Below are 17,829 nucleotides of genomic sequence, written 5' to 3' on the forward strand. Positions count from 1 at the left end.
TCCGCGCGCCCAAGACACACAACGCCGACAGCGGGGCTATCACCATGACGACGACGGTCCAGCTTGTCAGCGATCCCCGCGATTGGCCCGCCTCCGGCTGACCGATCATGATGAACGCGACCAACGCGACTGCCAGCAGCGCCGCCCAGGCCCATTCCCAGCGGGTTATCCGGTGATGCGTCAGCCGCGCATAGATCGGCAAAGCGAACAGCAGTGCCGTCACCTGCAGCGCCGTCACCAGCATTACCGACCCAATGCCCAACGCCGCGGCCAGCAGGGCGTAATTGGCGACAGCCCCCGCGCTGCCCAACCACCACCGAGTGTCGCCCAACGATTTGCGGAACAGGGCGAGGTGGCCGACTGGTTCGTCGGTGATCTCTTGCGCGGAGCGCTGACGAATCACATTCCCAAACGCCGATGCCAGTGCCGCGCATAGGGCGAGCACCAGCGCGATACCGGCGTTTGACATAGCTGACTCCTTTGCAATGTTCGATCCGATGCACACCGCTGCGGATGTATACGAATGACGGGGTTTCCTACCTGACGACGCACTAACCCAACCCGAGGACGCCCGGCCAACCATCTGGCTTGTCGCGCTCCCGATGGGGTCATCGGGGAGTCGATCGCGACGGCGCCCGCAACTTGTGCGGCTGGGAGCCGTTAAAGGCTGCTATTCGGGCCGCAGCGGATTGACCGCGAACTGGATCACCCGGTACGGCGCGGCCACCCGGGCACGGGTGTCCCACTGACTGACAAAGATTCGGAGCTCGTCGAGCGTCGAGCCGGGTGAGATGTAGCCGCCGTAGGGCTGCGCCAGCCGATTGTCGTAGGGCGGCGGCAGGCTTTCCGCCGGGTCCGGCCACTCGTCGTGCTGCACCACCGTGGTGACCGGCGCGTCGCCGAGCGACGTCGGGTCGTCTGCCACCCGGACCTCCATGTTGCCGGTGACGGCGTTGAAATAGGACAGCACCGCCTTGCCGTCGATCTGCCGGATGCACATCTCACCCACCGCGTCAGGCCACAGCGGCGTCGGCGGCTTGCCCCAGCCCCCTTGCGGACCCGCCGCCCAACCCTGCCACCGGGACCGGTCGGTGAACGTCTGCGGTGTGGCCCGGTAGAGCACCACCGGGTCCCGGCGGGTGAAACTGTCGGCCACGATGTACACCCACCCACTGGGTGACTCCGGGGTGGGGATCGGGTCGTAGTAGCCGCTGATCTGCGTCTGCGAGCCACCCTGATACGAGGCGGGCCGCTTGGACCCGGGGATCGTCTGCCAGCCCGCGCGCGCCGGTTCGGCCGTCACCAGCCGGGAGGTCTGCGGTTCGAGGTTTTTGGTCGTCGTCACCATCAGGTAGTTGCGCCGGTTGATCTGCACCACCCCGGCGGGTAACTGCGAGGCCCCCGGCGGGGCGGGATCGGCCAGCAGCGGATTGCTGATGCCGGTGACCCCGGTGTAGCGCACCCCGCCGGGATCGTCGACGGAGGACGTGTCGACGCGCAACGCGACGGGCGCGTACCAACCGCCGAAGCCGACGCCCTGACCCGCGAAGCTGTCGCCGCACACTTGGAGCAATTCGGCTGGAAACTCGACGAACTCACACAGATCGGTCGCGCCGATGCCGTAATCCCCTGTCGGCGTGCCGGTTCCGGCGGTGGGGCCGATCCGCAGCACCTGACCGGGCGCCAACGGCTGCAGCACCGGCTCGGGCGCCGGAGCGGGCGGGTCGGCATGCGCTATCCAAAAGCATTGCGGCACAAGCAATGACGCCGCAAGAAGCGAGAACCGCGTCGCGGAACTCACCCGCGGATTCACAACTCGGCGGCGAGTAACTCGGCGATCTGGATGGTGTTCAGCGCCGCCCCCTTGCGCAGGTTGTCACCGGAGATGAACAGCGCCAGGCCGCGGCCGTCGGGCACCCCGGGATCGCGCCGGATCCGGCCGACCAGCGACTCGTCGACACCGGCGGCCGCCAACGGGGTCGGCACGTCGACCACCGTGACCCCGGGCGCGCCGTCGAGCAGTTCGCGGGCCCGCTCCGGCGACAGCGGTCGTTCGAATTCGGCGTTGATCGACAGCGAGTGCCCGGTGAACACCGGCACCCGCACGCAGGTGCCGCTGACCGCCAGCTCGGGGATGCCGAGGATCTTGCGGCTCTCGTGGCGCAGCTTCTGGTCCTCGTCGGTCTCACCGGAGCCGTCGTCCACCAGGGAGCCGGCCAACGGGATCACGTTGAAGGCGATCGGCGCGACGTAGGTTTCGGGCGCCGGAAACGCTACGGCGTTGCCGTCGTGCACCAGCTGCTCGGCGCCGTCGATGACCGCGCGTGCCTGGGTCGCCAGCTCCTCGACCCCGGCGATGCCGCTGCCCGATACCGCCTGATAGCTCGACACCACCAGGCGTTGCAGCCCCGCTTCCTCGTGCAGCACCTTGAGCACCGGCATCGCGGCCATGGTGGTGCAGTTCGGGTTGGCGATGATGCCCTTGGGTCGGTTGCCGGCATCGCGGGAGAAGTTCACCTCGGACACCACCAGGGGCACGTCCGGGTCCTTGCGCCAGGCCGACGAGTTGTCGATCACCGTTACCCCGGCCGCGGCGAACCGCGGCGCCTGCACCAGTGACATCGTCTTGCCGGCGGAGAACAACGCGATGTCCAGCCCGCTCGGGTCCGCCGTCGCGGCGTCTTCGACCTCGATCTCCTGGCCGCGGAATTCCAGCTTGCGGCCCTGCGAGCGCGCCGAGGCGAAGAACCGCACCGTCGTCGCGGGGAAGTCCCGCTCGTCGAGCAACCGGCGCATCACCTGGCCGACCTGGCCGGTGGCGCCAACAACTCCGATAGCAACCATTTATCTACCCGTCCCCGCATACACCGTCGCCGACTCCTCGCCGCCGAGCTCGAACGCCTCGTGCAACGCCACGACGGCCTTGTCTAGTTCGGTGTCGCGGCACAGCACCGAGATCCGGATCTCCGAGGTGGAGATCAGCTCGATGTTGACACCCACCTCGGCCAGGGCCTCACAGAAGGTGGCGGTGACGCCCGGGTGGCTGCGCATGCCCGCCCCGATCAGCGACACCTTGCCGACGTGGTCGTCGTAGAGCAGTTGGCTGAACCCGATCTCGTCCTTGAGCGCATCGAGTTTGGCCACCGCGGTGGGCCCGCTGTCCCGTGAGCAGGTGAAGGTGATGTCGGTCTTGCCGTCCTCGACCTTGGAGACGTTCTGCAACACCATGTCGATGTTCACGTCGGCATCGGCGAGCGCCCGGAAGACGCGGGCGGCATATCCGGGGATGTCGGGAATGCCGACGACGGTCACCTTGGCCTCGCTGCGGTCGTGCGCGACTCCGGTCAGGATGGGGTCTTCCATGGCTATGTCCTTGATCGATCCGACGACGGTGGTGCCCGGGTCTTCCGAATAAGAGGATCGGACGTGCACCGGAATGTTGTAGCGGCGCGCGTATTCGACGCAGCGCAGCATCAAGACCTTGGCGCCGCACGCCGCCATCTCGAGCATCTCCTCGAAGGTGACGGTGTCCAGCTTGCGGGCGTTGTGCACGATCCTGGGGTCGGCGCTGAAGATGCCGTCGACGTCGGTGTAGATCTCGCACACGTCGGCGCGCAGCGCCGCGGCCAGCGCCACCGCGGTGGTGTCCGACCCGCCGCGGCCCAGCGTGGTCACGTCCCGGGTGTCCTGGCTGACGCCCTGGAAACCGGCCACCAGCACGATGCGCCCCTCGTCGAGCGCGGCCTGCAGGCGTCCCGGCGTGACGTCGATGATCTTGGCGTTGCCGTGGGTGCCCGTGGTGATCACGCCCGCCTGCGAGCCGGTGAACGAGCGCGCCTGCGCGCCCAGCGATTCGATCGCCATCGCGACCAGGGCATTGGAGATGCGCTCACCGGCGGTCAGCAGCATGTCCAGTTCGCGCGGCGGCGGCGCCGGACACACCTGCTGGGCCAGGTCCATCAGGTCGTCGGTGGTGTCGCCCATGGCGGAGACGACGACGACCACGTCGTTGCCCTGTTTCTTGGTCGCGACGATGCGCTCGGCCACGCGGCGGATCCGATCGGCGTTCGCCACTGAGGATCCGCCGTACTTCTGCACGACGAGCGCCACGGTTTTCCCGCCTCTCCGGCCCTGGACATCGAAAATTCGCGTATAAGTCCACAACAGAATACGTGCCACCGCATGGTGATTTACGTCGCGATACCTGGTTCCCCGGCCCGCGCATTCGCTACCGTCTCGGCGGCATTTTTAACAAGGCGCCATAAGCGGTAAAGTGCAGGACGTGCAGCGGGTGCTCCTCCTCGGACGCCGCGACGGGGTCTGATCCAGACCGGCTTCCCGTCGCGGGTGTTCGCGATGCGCCGGTCTGAAGTTCCCTTCTGATACCCCGGAGCAATCACCGTGACTTCCAATCCCGACGCATTCAGTTCGACACGCACCATCGTCTCGCCCGCGGGCCCACCAGCGCCCGGGCAGCCCACCTGGAACCCGCAGCGCGGCTCGTCCATGCCGGTTAACCGGTACCGGCCCTTCGCCGAAGAGGTCGAGCCCATCCGGCTGCCCGACCGGACCTGGCCGGACCGGGTCATCGCTCATGCGCCGCTGTGGTGCGCGGTGGACCTGCGTGACGGCAATCAGGCGCTGATCGACCCGATGAGCCCGGCACGCAAGCGCCGCATGTTCGATCTGTTGGTTCGCATGGGCTACAAGGAAATCGAAGTCGGATTCCCGTCGGCCAGCCAGACCGACTACGACTTCGTCCGCGAAATCATCAGCGACGGCGCCATCCCCGACGACGTCACCATCCAGGTGCTGACCCAGTGCCGGCCGGAGCTGATCGAGCGCACCTTCGAGGCGTGCGACGGCGCGCCGCAGGCCATCGTGCACTTCTACAACTCGACGTCGATCCTGCAACGCCGCGTCGTGTTCCGCGCCGACCGCGCCGCGGTGCAGGCCATCGCGACTGAAGGCGCCCGCAAGTGCGTCGAGGAAGCCGCCAAATACCCCGGCACCCGGTGGCGGTTCGAGTACTCGCCGGAGTCCTACACCGGCACCGAGCTGGAATACGCGAAACAGGTATGCGACGCCGTCGGCGAGATCATCGCACCGACCCCGGACAACCCGATCATCTTCAACCTGCCCGCCACCGTCGAGATGGCCACGCCCAACGTCTACGCCGATTCGATCGAGTGGATGAGCCGCAACCTGGCCAACCGCGAATCGGTCATCCTGAGCCTGCACCCGCACAACGACCGCGGAACCGCCGTCGCCGCAGCCGAATTGGGCTATCAGGCCGGGGCCGACCGCATCGAGGGTTGCCTGTTCGGCAACGGCGAGCGCACCGGCAACGTGTGCCTGGTGACACTGGGGCTGAACCTGTTCTCCCGCGGCGTGGACCCGCAGATCGACTTCTCGAACATCGACGAGATCCGCCGCACCGTGGAGTACTGCAACCAGCTGCCGGTGCACGAACGGCACCCGTACGGCGGCGACCTGGTCTACACCGCGTTCTCCGGCAGCCACCAGGACGCGATCAACAAGGGCCTGGACCAGATGAAGGTCGACGCTGATGAGGCCGGCGCGGACGTCGAGGACATGCTCTGGCAGGTGCCGTACCTGCCGATCGACCCCAAGGACGTCGGGCGCACCTACGAGGCGGTGATCCGGGTCAACTCGCAGTCGGGCAAGGGCGGGGTGGCCTACATCATGAAGGCCGATCACGGCCTGGCCCTGCCGCGCCGGCTGCAGATCGAGTTCTCCCAGGTGGTGCAGAAGATCAGCGAGGGGGAAGGCGGCGAGGTCAGCCCCAAGGAGATGTGGGATGCCTTCTCCGAGGAGTATCTGGCCCCGGTCCTGCCGCTGGAGCGGATCAAGCAGCGCGTCGACGCGGCGGAGGACGACAGCGGGGTCACCCGCATCACCGCGACGGTCAAGATCAACGGGGTGGAGACCGAGATCAGCGGGCAGGGCAACGGCCCGCTGGCCGCGTTCGTGCACGCGCTCGGCGGTGTCGGCTTCGACGTGGCCGTCCTGGACTACTCCGAACACGCCATGAGCGCCGGTGACGACGCGCAGGCCGCGGCCTACGTGGAGGCGTCGGTCGGCGGTCAGACGGTGTGGGGCGTCGGCATCGCGCCGTCCATCACCTCGGCGTCGCTGCGCGCGGTCGTGTCGGCGGTCAACCGCGCCGCTCGCGGGTGATCAAACAGCGCTAAAGCGGGGGACTCGCCGCCACGGCGCCGTGGCGGCGAGTCCCCCGCTGATGGGCCCTGAACGCTAAACGGCGAGCAGCCACTCGAGAACTCGCGGCAGTGCGTCCCAGGCGATGCGCGGCGGCCGTCTCAGAAGTAATGCCGTCGGCCGCCGACCGCCCGGCCGGTGCTTCCCAGGACCGCCAGGATTGCTCCGATCACAACGAGGATGATCCCGAGGGTCCACAAGATGGACATCTTGAGCAGAAATCCCGCGATCAGCAGGACGATACCGAGAATGATCATGGTGCGCCTTCCCCTTGAAATGCCTGACTGCTTGGTTCGGCCGGTTGCCCGACGCTGAGCTCAGTCGACCACCCTTAAGGGGGGTACCAATACACCCTTAGGTAGGTAATCTCGTCGGCATGCCACCCGAGTCGCGATCCCGAACGCCGATCACCATCGCGCTCGTCGACGACTACGACGTTGTCGTCAAGGGCGTAGCCAACATGTTGGACCCGTACCGAGACCGCGTCGTCATCGCAGAACTCGACTCCACCATGCCCGTCGATGACGCGGTCGATATCGTGCTGTACGACTCATTCGCCCAACCCGAATCCGATCACGAAGAGATCGGAATTCTGGTTGCCAACCCGCGAGCGCGCCGAGTCGTCGTATATACGTGGAACTTTCACCCCGATCTCATCGCCAGCGCACGGCAGCGCGGCGCGCGAGGCTATCTCTCCAAGACTCTTCCGGCGCGCGAGCTGGTTGCCGCTTTAGAGGCCGTGCATTCCGGTGAAGTGGTCATCAGTCCGGTGGCCGGCCGGGCGCGCAGCGCGCCCGGGCTGGACTGGCCGGGTCGCGGTGAAGGACTCAGCGATCGCGAAGCGGAGATCCTTGCGCTGATCACCCAGGGCAAGAGCAACGCGGACGTGGCGCGGTTGACCTACCTGAGTCCTAACACCGTGAAGTCCTACATTCGGACGATCTATCGCAAGCTCGGCCTCGGCAGTCGCACCCAGGCAGTGTTGTGGGGCGTCGAGCACGGATTCGCTCCCGACCATCACCGCATCGAACACTGGCACGGCGGCCCCTGACGGGCAAAGCAGCTGTCAGAACAGCGCGAGCTGCTGATCCAGCGCCCGGACGTCGGTGAATTCGTCCATGCTGGTGCCGCCGATCACCGCGCCGATGCCGGCTATGAACTCCGCGTCGGAGAGCACCGGCACCCCCAGCTGCCGCGCGAGGTAGCCCTTGCCCTGCTCGGGGGCGGGGTCGTTACAGACCACCAGCGAGGTCTCCCGGTCGACCGCGTCGCTGTAGGCCAGCCCGGCATGCAGGATCCGTTCCACGAGTTCCTCGTGGGTGCGGCCGACCTCGGCGGCCAGCGCCACACGCATGCCCTGCACCAGCGGTCGGCCGCCGACGTAGGGACCCGGGTTCAGATACGGGCAGGGCATCCGGGAGGCCAGCACCTTCAGCGGGCGCAGCTCGTCGTGGGTGACGCGGCCGTTCGGCCAGCGGCGCCGGGTCACCGGGTGGATCGGCAACCAGATGTCGCCCTCGCGGGCGAGCTTGAGCGCCGAAGCCAGCACGCCGGTCAGCACCATCGCGTCGTCGAAGGCGTCGTGCGGCCGCTCCTGGGTGACGCCCCAGTGCGCCGCGAGCGTCTCCAGCCGCAAGTTGTCGATGCCGAGGTCCAGCCGCCGGGCCAGCTCCACAGTGCACATGACGCTGTCGACGGGCAGTTCGGTCTCGGCCAGTTCGGCTTCGGCAGCGAGAAACGCGTAATCGAACGCCACGTTGTGGGCGACCAGGGTGCGCCCACGCAGCACCTCGGCCACGTCGCCGACGATGTCGGCGAATTGCGGCTGGTCTTCCAGCATGGCGGCGGTCAGGCCGTGCACATGGGTGGGGCCCGGGTCCACGCCGGGGTTGAGCAGGCTCACCACCGAGTGCTCGACGTTGCCGTCGGCGTCCAGACCGAGCGCGGCCACGCTGATGATCCGCGCCTGGCCCGGCCGGAAGCCCGAGGTCTCGACGTCAACGACGGCCCAGCCCGCGTCCGGCTCGCTGGCCGGCCGACCCCAGGGCACCCCGCTCATGCACTGAGGATGGCACGGCCGACCGACATCACCCGGTCGAAAGACGCCGTGTCGGGGTGGCACATTTAAACTTCCGGGGTGGTTACCACCCGTGCCCGTCTGGCCCTCGCCGCCGGGGCGAGCGCGCGCTGGGCGTCGCGGGTGACCGGCCGCGGCGCCGGGGCGATGATCGGCGGCCTGATCGCGATGACGCTGGACCGCTCGGTGCTCCGGCAACTCGCCGCGGGACGGCGCACCGTCATCGTCACCGGCACCAACGGCAAATCCACCACCACCCGCATGACGTCGGCCGCGCTGGCGACGCTCGGTTCGGTGGCCACCAACGCCGAGGGCGCCAACATGGACGCCGGCCTGATCGCCGCGCTCGCCGCCAACCGGGGTGCGCCGCTGGCGGCCCTGGAAGTCGACGAAATGCACGTCCCGCACGTGTCCGACGCCGTCGACCCCGGCGTCGTCGTGCTGCTCAACCTGTCGCGCGACCAGCTGGACCGGGTCGGCGAGATCAACGTCATCGAACGGACCCTGCGCGCGGGCCTGGCCCGGCACCCGGGGGCGGTCGTCGTGGCCAACTGCGACGACGTGTTGATGACCTCGGCCGCCTACGACAGCCCGAACGTGGTGTGGGTGGCCGCGGGTGGGTCGTGGTCGAACGACTCGGTCAGCTGCCCGCGCAGCGGCGAGGTCATCGTCCGCGACCGGGGCCACTGGTATTCCACGGGCGCGGACTTCAAACGCCCTAGCCCGCAGTGGTGGTTCGACGACGAGAGCCTCTACGGGCCGGACGGCCTCTCGCTGCCGATGCGGCTGGCGTTGCCCGGCGCGGTCAACCGGGGCAACGCCGCCCAGGCCGTCGCGGCCGCCGTGGCGTTGGGCGCCGATCCCGGCAAGGCGGTGGCGGCCGTCTCGACCGTCGACGAGGTCGCCGGGCGCTATCGGACGGTCCGGGTCGGCGCGCACGAGGTGCGCATCCTCCTGGCGAAGAACCCGGCCGGCTGGCAGGAGGCGCTGTCGATGGTGGACAAGCACGCGGCCGGGGTGGTCATCTCGGTCAACGGCCAGGTGCCCGACGGGGAGGACCTGTCGTGGCTCTGGGACGTGCGGTTCGAGCTTCTCGCCGGTGAGCCTCGTGCACGAGGTGAATCCGGCGAGCTTCAGCAGCGCGAGGAGACCGCGGTGGTGGCCGCCGGGGAGCGCGGCACCGACCTGGCGGTGCGGCTCGGCTATGCGGGCGTCGAGCACACCCTGGTGCACGACACCGTCGCCGCGATCGCGTCGTGCCCGCCCGGACGGGTGGAGGTCGTCGCCAACTACACGGCGTTCCTGCAGCTGCAACGGGCATTGGCGCGCCATGGCTGACTCGGTGGTACGGATCGGGCTGGTGCTGCCCGACGTGATGGGCACCTACGGCGACGGCGGCAACGCGCTGGTGCTGCGGCAACGGCTCCGGCTGCGCGGCATCGCCGCCGAGATCGTCGAGATCACGCTGGCCGACCCGGTTCCCGAGTCGCTGGATCTCTACACGCTGGGCGGCGCGGAGGACTACGCGCAGCGCCTGGCCACCCGGCACCTGATCAAATACCCGGGCCTGCAGCGCGCCGCGGACCGGGGCGCTCCGGTGCTGGCGATCTGCGCGGCCGTTCAGGTGCTCGGGCACTGGTATGAAACGTCGGCCGGGGAACGCGTCGACGGCGTGGGCATGCTGGACGCGACGACGTCGCCGCAACAGGTGCGCACCATCGGCGAGCTGGCGACCAAGCCGCTGCTGGCGGGCCTGACCGAGCGCCTCACCGGATTCGAGAACCACCGCGGCGGCACCGTGCTGGGGCCGGCGGCGTCGCCGCTGGGCGCGGTGGTCAAGGGCGCGGGCAACCGGTCCGGTGACGGCTTCGACGGCGCAGTGCAGGGCAGCGTGATCGCGACCTACATGCACGGCCCATGCCTGGCCCGCAACCCGCAGCTGGCCGACCTGCTGCTCGGCACGGTGGTCGGCGAGCTGGCGCCGCTGCCGATGCCGGAGGTCGACTTGCTGCGCCGCGAGCGGCTGGCGGCCCGCTAGGACGAAACGAGATGACGAAGATCAGCCACAGACTTGCCGCCGGCGCCGCGTTGACCGCCGCGTTTCTCGCGTCGTCGGCACCGGCGCACGCCAACCCCGAAGTGCTGAACGGCCGGTACAACGTGCTCTACACGGACAACGACAAACCGACCGCCTGGCTTTTCGTCCCGTGCGGATCGGACTGCACCCGGGCGACCTCCCAAGATGGCGGGACGTTGGTCACCAGCTGGGAGTTCCACCTCGCCAACGGGCGATGGACGCACAGCGGCACGGCCCAGGCGCAGTGCCCGAACGGCGTAATCGCTCCGGTGACCGTCGACTACAGCTTCGATGCCGTGTCGCTCGCCGGCGAAGGCCAGCAGACGACGACGGACGCGTGTGGCGGAGAGCCTGGGCGGACCGTCACCCGGTCGTTCCAGCTGAGCAAGGCGTGAGGCTCGTCAGACCATCGCCCGGCGGCCGGCCAGCGCACGGCCGAGCGTCAACTCGTCGGCGAATTCCAGGTCCCCGCCCATCGGCAGCCCCGACGCGATCCGGGTCACGGTCAGGCCGGGGATGTCGCGCAGCATCCGCACCAGGTAGGTGGCCGTCGCCTCGCCCTCGGTGTTCGGGTCGGTGGCGATGATCACCTCGGTGATGTCGACGTCGTCGACCCGCTCGCCGATCCGGCTCAACAGCTCGCGGATCCGCAGCTGATCGGGCCCCACCCCGGACAGCGGATCGAGCGCACCGCCCAAAACGTGGTAGCGGCCGCGGAACTCGCGGGTGCGCTCGACGGCCTGGACGTCCTTGGGCTCTTCGACCACGCACACCTGCGAGCCGTCCCGGCGGGGATCCGCGCAGATCCGGCACCGCTCGTTGTCGGAGACGTTGCCGCACACCGCACAGAACCGCACGCCGTCGCGAACCTTGGCCAGCACCGCGGTCAGCCGGTCGATGTCCGGCGGTTCCACCGACAACAGGTGGAACGCGATGCGCTGGGCGCTCTTGGGCCCGATGCCCGGCAGCTTGCCGAGCTCGTCGATCAAATCCTGGACGGGTCCTTCGAACATGACGGTGGCGGAGAGCCTAGAGCCCCTGCGCCGGCGCGGGCGGCTGCCCCGGCGGGGGACCGAAGCCGCCGGCCAGCGACCCCAACCGCTCCTGGGCCATCCGGGTGACCTGCTTGGACGCGTCCCCCATCGCGCCGACGATCAAATCCTGCAGGGTCTCGATGTCCGATGGGTCGACGACGGACGGGTCGATTTTCACCGCGATCACCTCGCCGCTGCCCTTGACGACGACCTGCACCAAACCCCCGCCGGCCTGACCATGCACCTCGGCGTTCGCCAGTTGTTGCTGGGCTTCCATGAGCTTTTGCTGCATCTGCTGCGCCTGGGCGAGCAGCGCCGACATGTCGCCTCCGGGTTGCATGACAATCCCCTCGCATCTTGGTCTCGAGTTGGTTTCGCTCGTGAGTCTCCGGCGATTCGAAACCCCCAGCGTAGACCGCTCGGCGTTAGCTTTGCGCCGTGGACCTACGACTGAGCAGACGTGTCGGGATCAAATTGGCGGTCGGTGTGCTCGTCGCCGCTTCGACGGCGATCATGCCGACCGCGGGGGCGGTCCCGTCCAACATCGCCGGCATGGTGGTTTTCATCGACCCGGGCCATAACGGCTCCAACGACGGCTCCATCAACCGTCAGGTGCCCACCGGCCGTGGCGGCACGAAGGACTGTCAGACCAGCGGAACCGCGACCAACACCGGCTACATGGAGCACAGCTTCACCTGGGACACCGCGCTGCGGGTGCGCGCCGAACTGAGCGCCCTCGGCGTGCGGACCGCGCTGTCCCGCGCCAACGACACCGGCCTGGGGCCGTGCGTCGACGAACGCGCGAACGCGGCCAACGCGCTGCATCCCAACGCGGTCCTGTCCATTCACGCCGACGGCGGTCCGCCGTCCGGGCGGGGATTCCACGTCAACTACTCGGCGCCGCCGCTCAACCAGGTGCAGGCGGGCCCGTCGGTGCAGTACGCGCGGATCATGCGCGACCAGATGCAGGGCTCGGGGATCCCGCCGGCCAATTACATCGGCCAGAACGGTCTTTACGGCCGCTCGGATCTGACCGGCCTGAACCTGGCGCAGTACCCGTCGATCCTCGTCGAGTGCGGCAACATGAAGAACCCCGCAGACTCGGCGCTGATGGAATCCGCCGAGGGCCGGCAGAAGTACGCCGACGCACTGGTCCGCGGCGTCGCGGGGTTTTTGGCCTCGCAGGGCCAGGCGCGCTGAGCTTGATTGCGGGGCTCCTCAACCGGCCGTTCCGGCCGCCATCGTCGCCCCGCTAGGTCAGCTCTCCAGTTCCTTCTTCAGGTTGGCCAGCACCTCGCCCTGAATCCTCTTCAGCCCCAACGGCGCAAAGGTCTTTTCGAAGAAGCCCTTCACGCCGCCAGCGCCGGTCCAGGTGGTCTTCACGGTGACGCTGGAGCCGGGCCCGGCGGGGGCCACCGTCCAGTTGATGATCATGGACGAGTTCGCGTCCTTTTCGATGACGGTGTGCCCGGCCACGTCGACGTCGGCCTGCACGTCGCGCACGCGTGACTTGGTGGCCTGCAGCTTCCACTTGGCGATCGTGCCCGCGCCCTGACCGCCCTGCACCACCTGGTAGTCGCTGTACTGCGGCGACAGAATCTTCGGGCGGACGTTCTGGTAGTCCGCGACGGCGGCAAGGGTTGCCGCGGGCTCCGCGTTGATCAAGATGGTGCTCTCTGCGCTCACCTGTCCCAAGGCGACCCCTCCTCATGCTGATTTCCCCGGTACCGCCCGCTCGCGACGGGTGCACGGGCTGTTGTCGAAGACTAGGGTATATCTGGTGCCTGTCCTTGGATCTGCACTCTCGGCCCACAAGTCCGGCGTCGACCGGATGATGGCAAGTTATCGATCCATCCCGGCAACGTCTGCCGTCCGGCTGGCCAAGCCGACGTCAAATCTGTTCCGCGCCCGCACCAAACGCGATGCGCCCGGCCTGGACACGTCGGGACTGACCGGGGTTTTGAGCGTGGATCCCGAAACCCGCACCGCCGACGTGGCCGGCATGTGCACGTACGCGGACCTGGTCGCCGCCACGCTGCCGTACGGCCTTGCGCCACTGGTCGTCCCCCAGCTCAAGACCATCACCCTCGGCGGCGCGGTGAGCGGACTGGGCATCGAGTCGTCGTCGTTTCGTAACGGCCTCCCGCATGAATCCGTGCTGGAGATGGACATCCTCACCGGCGCTGGCGATTTGCTCACCGCGTCGCGCACCCAGCACGCCGACCTCTTCCGTGCCTTCCCGAATTCCTATGGGACGCTTGGTTATTCGACACGGCTTCGGATCGAGCTGGAACCGGTCGCGCCGTTCGTGGCGCTGCGTCACGTCCGATTCCGCTCGCTGCCGGATCTGGTCGCGGCGATGGAACGCATCATCGACACCGGCGGGCAGGGCGGGACGCCGGTGGACTACCTCGACGGCGTGGTCTTCAGCGCCGACGAAAGCTACCTGTGTGTGGGCCGGCGGACCACCACTCCCGGCCCGGTCAGCGACTATACCGGCCGCGACATCTACTACCAGTCCATCCGGCACGACTCCGCGGGCGTCGAAGCCACCAAGGATGACCGGCTGACCATCAACGACTACTTCTGGCGCTGGGACACCGATTGGTTCTGGTGCTCGCGCGCGTTCGGCGTCCAGGACCCGCGGCTGCGCCGCTGGTGGCCGCGCCGCTACCGGCGCAGCAGCTTCTACTGGAAGCTCATCGCGCTGGATCAGCGGTTCGGCATCGCCGACCGGATCGAGAAGCGCAACGGCCGACCACCGCGCGAACGGGTGGTGCAAGACGTCGAGGTGCCGGTCGAACGGACCTGCGAGTTTTTGGAGTGGTTCCTCGATACCGTCCCCATCACGCCAATCTGGTTGTGCCCCTTGCGTCTGCGCGACCACCAGGGCTGGCCGCTGTACCCGATGCGGCCGGATCACACGTACGTCAATGTCGGCTTTTGGTCCTCGGTGCCGGCCGGCGCCACCGAGGGCGCCACCAATCGGATGATCGAAGCGAAGGTGGGCGAGCTCGGCGGCCACAAGTCGCTGTACTCCGAGTCCTTCTACTCCCGTGAGGACTTCGACGAGTTGTACGGCGGCGAGGCCTACAACACCGTCAAGAAAACCTATGACCCCGATTCTCGTTTACTCGACCTCTACGCAAAGGCGGTGCAACGGCGATGACGACGACAAAAGAACCGCACCGCTCGTCGACGGGCAAACTCAGCATGGCCGAGATCCTGGAGGTCTTCGCCGCGACCGGCCGACATCCGCTGAAGTTCACCGCCTACGACGGCAGTACCGCCGGAAGCGAGGACGCCGAACTGGGCCTGGACCTTCGGACCCCCCGCGGCGCCACCTACCTGGCCACCGCGCCCGGCGAGCTCGGCCTGGCCCGCGCCTATGTGGCGGGCGACCTGCAGGCATACGGCGTGCATCCGGGTGATCCTTACCAACTGCTCAAGACGCTGACCGATCGGGTCGAATTCAAGCGGCCACCGGCACGGGTGCTGGCCAATGTCGTCCGTTCGATGGGCTTCGAGCGGTTGCTGCCGGTGTCACCGCCACCCCAGGAAACCCGGCCGCGGTGGCGCCGGGTCACCGAAGGGTTGATGCACAGCAAGACCCGCGACGCCGAGGCCATCCACCACCACTACGACGTCTCCAACACCTTCTACGAACTGGTGCTGGGCCCATCGATGACCTATACCTGCGCGGTGTATCCCGACGCCGAGGCGACGCTGGAAGACGCCCAGCAGAACAAGTACCGGCTGATCTTCGAGAAGTTGCGGCTGCAGCCGGGCGACCGGCTGCTCGACGTCGGCTGCGGTTGGGGCGGGATGGTGCGCTACGCCGCGCGCCGCGGCGTGCGGGCCATCGGCGCCACCCTGTCGGCCGAGCAGGCGAAGTGGGCGCAGCGGGCGATCGCCGACGAAGGCCTCACCGAGCTGGCCGAGGTGCGGCACACCGACTACCGCGACGTCGGCGAGACCCGGTTCGACGCCGTGTCCTCGATCGGGCTGACCGAGCACATCGGCGTCAAGAACTACCCCGCCTACTTCGGCTTCCTGAAGTCGAAGCTGCGCACCGGCGGGCTGCTGCTCAACCACTGCATCACCCGCCACGACAACACCTCGACCTCGTTCGCCGGCGGGTTCACCGATCGCTACGTCTTCCCGGACGGGGAGCTGACCGGCTCGGGCCGCATCACCAGCGACATCCAGGATGCGGGCTTCGAGGTGTTGCACGCGGAGAACTTCCGCCATCACTACGCGATGACGCTGCGCGACTGGTGCCGCAATCTGGTCGAGCACTGGGACGCGGCCGTCGCCGAGGTCGGCTTGCCGACCGCCAAGGTGTGGGGTCTGTACATGGCGGCATCGCGGGTGGCGTTCGAACAGAACAACCTTCAGCTGCATCACGTGCTGGCCGCCAAGGTCGACCCGCGCGGCGACGACGACCTGCCGCTGCGGCCGTGGTGGACGCCCTGACCCGCCCGCCTCGGCTAGCCGTTGTCGATGCGGCGGGCGCCCAACTCGTTCTGTAGCAATTCCAGCGCGACCTCTTCGGGGTCGCGGCGCGGCGCCGACGGCTCGTCGCGGACCGCTTCGGCGAGCATGTGTTCCTCTTCTTCGTCGCGCCGCGCGGAATCCGGGTCGGGTGCGGGCTCCGGCGCGCTGGGCACGGCCGGGCCGCTTCCGCCGCCGGCGGGCGGGGCCGTCGGCGCGGCGGCCGGCGCGCCCGCCTCACACCGCACCCGCCAGTTGACGCCGAGCGCGTCTTTGAGCGCTTCGGCGATGACGTCGGCGTTGCGCTGTTCGCAGAGCCTCTTGGCCAGCGGCGCCGACTCATGGCTCAGCACCAGCGTGTTGCCCTCGAGGGCCCGGACGGTCGCACCGGCCAGCATCACCTCGGTGGTGCGGCTGCGCTGACGGACCTTTTCGCGCACCGTCGGCCACATGCTGCGCACCGCGGCGGTGTTGAGTTCGCCTGGCGCAGAGGCTGATTCGGCCGCCGGCGGCGGGGCCGCGGCCGGTTCGGGCGCGGGCGCCGGGGGCGGCTCGGGGGTCGGTTCGGCGACCGGGACCGGCTTGGCCTCGGGTTTCGGCTCGGGCTTGGCGGCGCCCGCCGCGGACCGCCGGGTGAACCGGGCGGGTGCCTCCGGTTCGGCCGCCGCCGGCGCGCTGCGCGGCGCAGCGGCGGTGGCCTCGGAGCCGGGAATGGACATGTCCAGCCGGGTCTCGATGCGCTCGACGCGTTGCAGCAGGGCGGATTCGGTGTCACTGGCCGAGGGCAGCAGCAGTCGCGCGCACACGACCTCGAGCAGCAGGCGCGGCGCGGTGGCTCCGCGCATCTCCCCCAGCCCGGCCTGCACCACCTCGGCGTAGCGGGTCAGCGTTGCCGGCCCGATCCGGGTGGCCTGCTCACGCATGCGCTCCAGCACATCCTCCGGCGCGTCCACCACGCCGCGGCTCGCCGCGTCCGGGACGGCCTGCAGCAGGATCAGGTCGCGGAACCGCTCCAGCAGATCGGTGGCGAAACGCCGTGGGTCGTGGCCGGCATCGATCACCGACTCCACCGCACCGAACAGCGCCGCGGCGTCGGCGGCGGCGAGCGCGTCCACGGCGTCGTCGATCAGGGCCATGTCGGTGGCGCCGAGGAGGCCCAGCGCCCGCTGATAGGTCACGTGGGCGCCTTCGGCGCCGGCCACCAGCTGATCCAGCACCGAAAGGGTGTCGCGGGGCGAGCCGCCGCCGGCGCGGATCACCAGCGGGTAGACGGCGTCGTCGACGGCGACGCCCTCCTGTTCGCAGATCCGAGCGATCAACGCGCGCATGGTCTTCGGCGGCAGCAGCCGGAACGGGTAGTGATGGGTGCGCGACCGGATGGTCGGCAGCACCTTCTCCGGTTCGGTGGTGGCGAAGATGAAGATCAGGTGCTCGGGGGGCTCCTCGACGATCTTGAGCAGCGCGTTGAATCCCGCCGTGGTCACCATGTGCGCCTCGTCGACGATGAACACGCGGTAGCGCGACTGGGCCGGCGCGTAGAACGCGCGGTCGCGCAGCTCGCGGGTGTCGTCCACACCGCCGTGGCTGGCGGCGTCGAGTTCGACCACGTCGATGCTGCCGGGGGCGTTGGGCGCCAGCGCCTGGCAGGAATCGCAGACCCCGCAGGGGGTGGCCGTCGGCCCCTGCGCGCAGTTCAGCGAGCGGGCCAGAATGCGCGCCGAGGAGGTCTTCCCGCAGCCGCGTGGCCCGGAGAACAGATACGCGTGGTTGATCCGGCCGGCTTCCAGGGCGATCGACAGCGGTTCGGTGACGTGCTCCTGACCCACCACTTCGGCGAAGGTTGCCGGTCGGTATTTGCGGTAGAGGGCCACGGTCAGCAGGTTACCGGCGTCCGCCGACGACGATGC

General features: G+C 68.7%; 18 protein-coding genes. 8 read left to right on the top strand and 10 right to left on the bottom strand.

The window, feature by feature from the left end:
* The 4 genes from A5646_RS13375 to A5646_RS13390 form a co-directional block, all read right to left on the bottom strand.
* Positions 1 to 469, bottom strand: a 469-nt coding sequence (locus tag A5646_RS13375; RefSeq protein WP_197498097.1) for a DMT family transporter, incomplete at its 3' end; no start/stop codon positions are given.
* 201 nt (positions 470 to 670) lie between these two features.
* Entirely contained in the window at positions 671 to 1,801 is a 1,131-nt protein-coding gene (locus A5646_RS13380) for a DUF4185 domain-containing protein (protein WP_066878796.1), read from the bottom strand.
* A gap of 8 nt (positions 1,802 to 1,809) precedes the next feature.
* The gene (locus A5646_RS13385; protein WP_066868333.1) at positions 1,810 to 2,844 is read right to left on the bottom strand and encodes an aspartate-semialdehyde dehydrogenase; all 1,035 of its coding nucleotides are present in this window, start codon (positions 2,842 to 2,844) and stop codon (positions 1,810 to 1,812) included.
* Positions 2,845 to 4,110 carry an aspartate kinase gene (locus A5646_RS13390; RefSeq protein ID WP_066868330.1) on the bottom strand — a complete coding sequence of 422 codons (1,266 nt, stop codon included), beginning with the start codon at positions 4,108 to 4,110 and terminating at the stop codon, positions 2,845 to 2,847.
* Between the two features lie 291 nt (positions 4,111 to 4,401).
* Between A5646_RS13390 and leuA the strand changes: the two genes are divergently transcribed.
* The gene (leuA, locus tag A5646_RS13395) at positions 4,402 to 6,201 is read left to right on the top strand and encodes a 2-isopropylmalate synthase (protein ID WP_066868329.1); all 1,800 of its coding nucleotides are present in this window, start codon (positions 4,402 to 4,404) and stop codon (positions 6,199 to 6,201) included.
* 140 nt (positions 6,202 to 6,341) lie between these two features.
* Here the strand turns inward: leuA and A5646_RS29425 are convergent, their stop codons facing one another.
* Positions 6,342 to 6,497, bottom strand: coding sequence for a DUF6131 family protein (locus tag A5646_RS29425; protein ID WP_165827896.1), 156 nt, complete (start codon positions 6,495 to 6,497; stop codon positions 6,342 to 6,344).
* A gap of 119 nt (positions 6,498 to 6,616) precedes the next feature.
* Here A5646_RS29425 and A5646_RS13400 point away from each other — a divergent pair, with 119 nt between their 5' ends.
* On the top strand, positions 6,617 to 7,291 hold the full coding sequence (locus A5646_RS13400; protein ID WP_066868327.1) for a response regulator transcription factor: 675 nt from the start codon (positions 6,617 to 6,619) through the stop codon (positions 7,289 to 7,291).
* A gap of 15 nt (positions 7,292 to 7,306) precedes the next feature.
* On the opposite strand, the gene A5646_RS13405 is transcribed toward A5646_RS13400, so the two are convergent.
* Complete coding sequence (locus A5646_RS13405) at positions 7,307 to 8,299, bottom strand: DEDDh family exonuclease (RefSeq protein WP_066868325.1); 993 nt, start codon at positions 8,297 to 8,299, stop codon at positions 7,307 to 7,309.
* Positions 8,300 to 8,377: 78 nt separating this feature from the next.
* On the opposite strand from A5646_RS13405, the gene A5646_RS13410 reads away from it, so the two are divergent.
* From A5646_RS13410 to A5646_RS13420, 3 genes are read left to right on the top strand one after another with little or no spacing between them, the layout of a single operon-like run.
* A complete protein-coding gene (locus A5646_RS13410) occupies positions 8,378 to 9,655 on the top strand; it encodes a Mur ligase family protein (RefSeq protein ID WP_066868323.1) in 1,278 nt (425 codons plus the stop codon).
* A 4-nt stretch (positions 9,656 to 9,659) separates the two neighbouring features.
* Positions 9,660 to 10,355, top strand: a complete 696-nt coding sequence (locus A5646_RS13415; protein ID WP_156749053.1) for a type 1 glutamine amidotransferase — start codon at positions 9,660 to 9,662, stop codon at positions 10,353 to 10,355.
* An 11-nt stretch (positions 10,356 to 10,366) separates the two neighbouring features.
* Complete coding sequence (locus A5646_RS13420) at positions 10,367 to 10,789, top strand: hypothetical protein (RefSeq protein WP_066868319.1); 423 nt, start codon at positions 10,367 to 10,369, stop codon at positions 10,787 to 10,789.
* A gap of 6 nt (positions 10,790 to 10,795) precedes the next feature.
* On the opposite strand, the gene recR is transcribed toward A5646_RS13420, so the two are convergent.
* Together recR and A5646_RS13430 are read right to left on the bottom strand one after the other, a co-directional pair.
* Positions 10,796 to 11,407, bottom strand: a complete 612-nt coding sequence (recR, locus tag A5646_RS13425) for a recombination mediator RecR (RefSeq protein ID WP_008263246.1) — start codon at positions 11,405 to 11,407, stop codon at positions 10,796 to 10,798.
* A gap of 16 nt (positions 11,408 to 11,423) precedes the next feature.
* The gene (locus A5646_RS13430) at positions 11,424 to 11,768 is read right to left on the bottom strand and encodes a YbaB/EbfC family nucleoid-associated protein (RefSeq protein WP_066868317.1); all 345 of its coding nucleotides are present in this window, start codon (positions 11,766 to 11,768) and stop codon (positions 11,424 to 11,426) included.
* A 98-nt stretch (positions 11,769 to 11,866) separates the two neighbouring features.
* Between A5646_RS13430 and A5646_RS13435 the strand changes: the two genes are divergently transcribed.
* The gene (locus tag A5646_RS13435; protein ID WP_197498099.1) at positions 11,867 to 12,628 is read left to right on the top strand and encodes an Rv3717 family N-acetylmuramoyl-L-alanine amidase; all 762 of its coding nucleotides are present in this window, start codon (positions 11,867 to 11,869) and stop codon (positions 12,626 to 12,628) included.
* A gap of 57 nt (positions 12,629 to 12,685) precedes the next feature.
* Here the strand turns inward: A5646_RS13435 and A5646_RS13440 are convergent, their stop codons facing one another.
* Entirely contained in the window at positions 12,686 to 13,123 is a 438-nt protein-coding gene (locus A5646_RS13440; protein WP_066868313.1) for an SRPBCC family protein, read from the bottom strand.
* A gap of 82 nt (positions 13,124 to 13,205) precedes the next feature.
* Here A5646_RS13440 and A5646_RS13445 point away from each other — a divergent pair, with 82 nt between their 5' ends.
* Both A5646_RS13445 and A5646_RS13450 read left to right on the top strand, forming a co-directional pair.
* Entirely contained in the window at positions 13,206 to 14,597 is a 1,392-nt protein-coding gene (locus A5646_RS13445; protein ID WP_066868374.1) for an FAD-binding oxidoreductase, read from the top strand.
* Positions 14,594 to 15,904 (top strand): class I SAM-dependent methyltransferase, encoded by a 1,311-nt coding sequence (locus tag A5646_RS13450; RefSeq protein ID WP_197505187.1) that lies wholly within the window; start codon positions 14,594 to 14,596, stop codon positions 15,902 to 15,904. The genes A5646_RS13445 and A5646_RS13450 overlap by 4 nt, the downstream gene beginning before the upstream one ends.
* Before the next feature lie 14 nt (positions 15,905 to 15,918).
* Here the strand turns inward: A5646_RS13450 and A5646_RS13455 are convergent, their stop codons facing one another.
* Positions 15,919 to 17,793, bottom strand: coding sequence for a DNA polymerase III subunits gamma/tau (locus A5646_RS13455; RefSeq protein ID WP_066868309.1), 1,875 nt, complete (start codon positions 17,791 to 17,793; stop codon positions 15,919 to 15,921).
* Positions 17,794 to 17,829: the final 36 nt, after the last annotated feature.

This window comes from Mycobacterium sp. 1245499.0 (genome assembly GCF_001673615.1).
GTDB classification, from domain to species: domain Bacteria; phylum Actinomycetota; class Actinomycetes; order Mycobacteriales; family Mycobacteriaceae; genus Mycobacterium; species Mycobacterium europaeum_A.

Coding starts and splice junctions, on each gene's coding strand:
- A5646_RS13385 (WP_066868333.1), bottom strand. CDS start 2,844: ATGGTTGCTATCGGAGTTGTTGGCGCCACCGGCCAGGTCGGCCAGGTG.
- A5646_RS13400 (WP_066868327.1), top strand. CDS start 6,617: ATGCCACCCGAGTCGCGATCCCGAACGCCGATCACCATCGCGCTCGTC.
- A5646_RS13430 (WP_066868317.1), bottom strand. CDS start 11,768: ATGCAACCCGGAGGCGACATGTCGGCGCTGCTCGCCCAGGCGCAGCAG.
- recR (WP_008263246.1), bottom strand. CDS start 11,407: ATGTTCGAAGGACCCGTCCAGGATTTGATCGACGAGCTCGGCAAGCTG.
- A5646_RS13450 (WP_197505187.1), top strand. CDS start 14,594: ATGACGACGACAAAAGAACCGCACCGCTCGTCGACGGGCAAACTCAGC.
- A5646_RS13405 (WP_066868325.1), bottom strand. CDS start 8,299: ATGAGCGGGGTGCCCTGGGGTCGGCCGGCCAGCGAGCCGGACGCGGGC.
- A5646_RS13420 (WP_066868319.1), top strand. CDS start 10,367: ATGACGAAGATCAGCCACAGACTTGCCGCCGGCGCCGCGTTGACCGCC.
- A5646_RS29425 (WP_165827896.1), bottom strand. CDS start 6,497: ATGATCATTCTCGGTATCGTCCTGCTGATCGCGGGATTTCTGCTCAAG.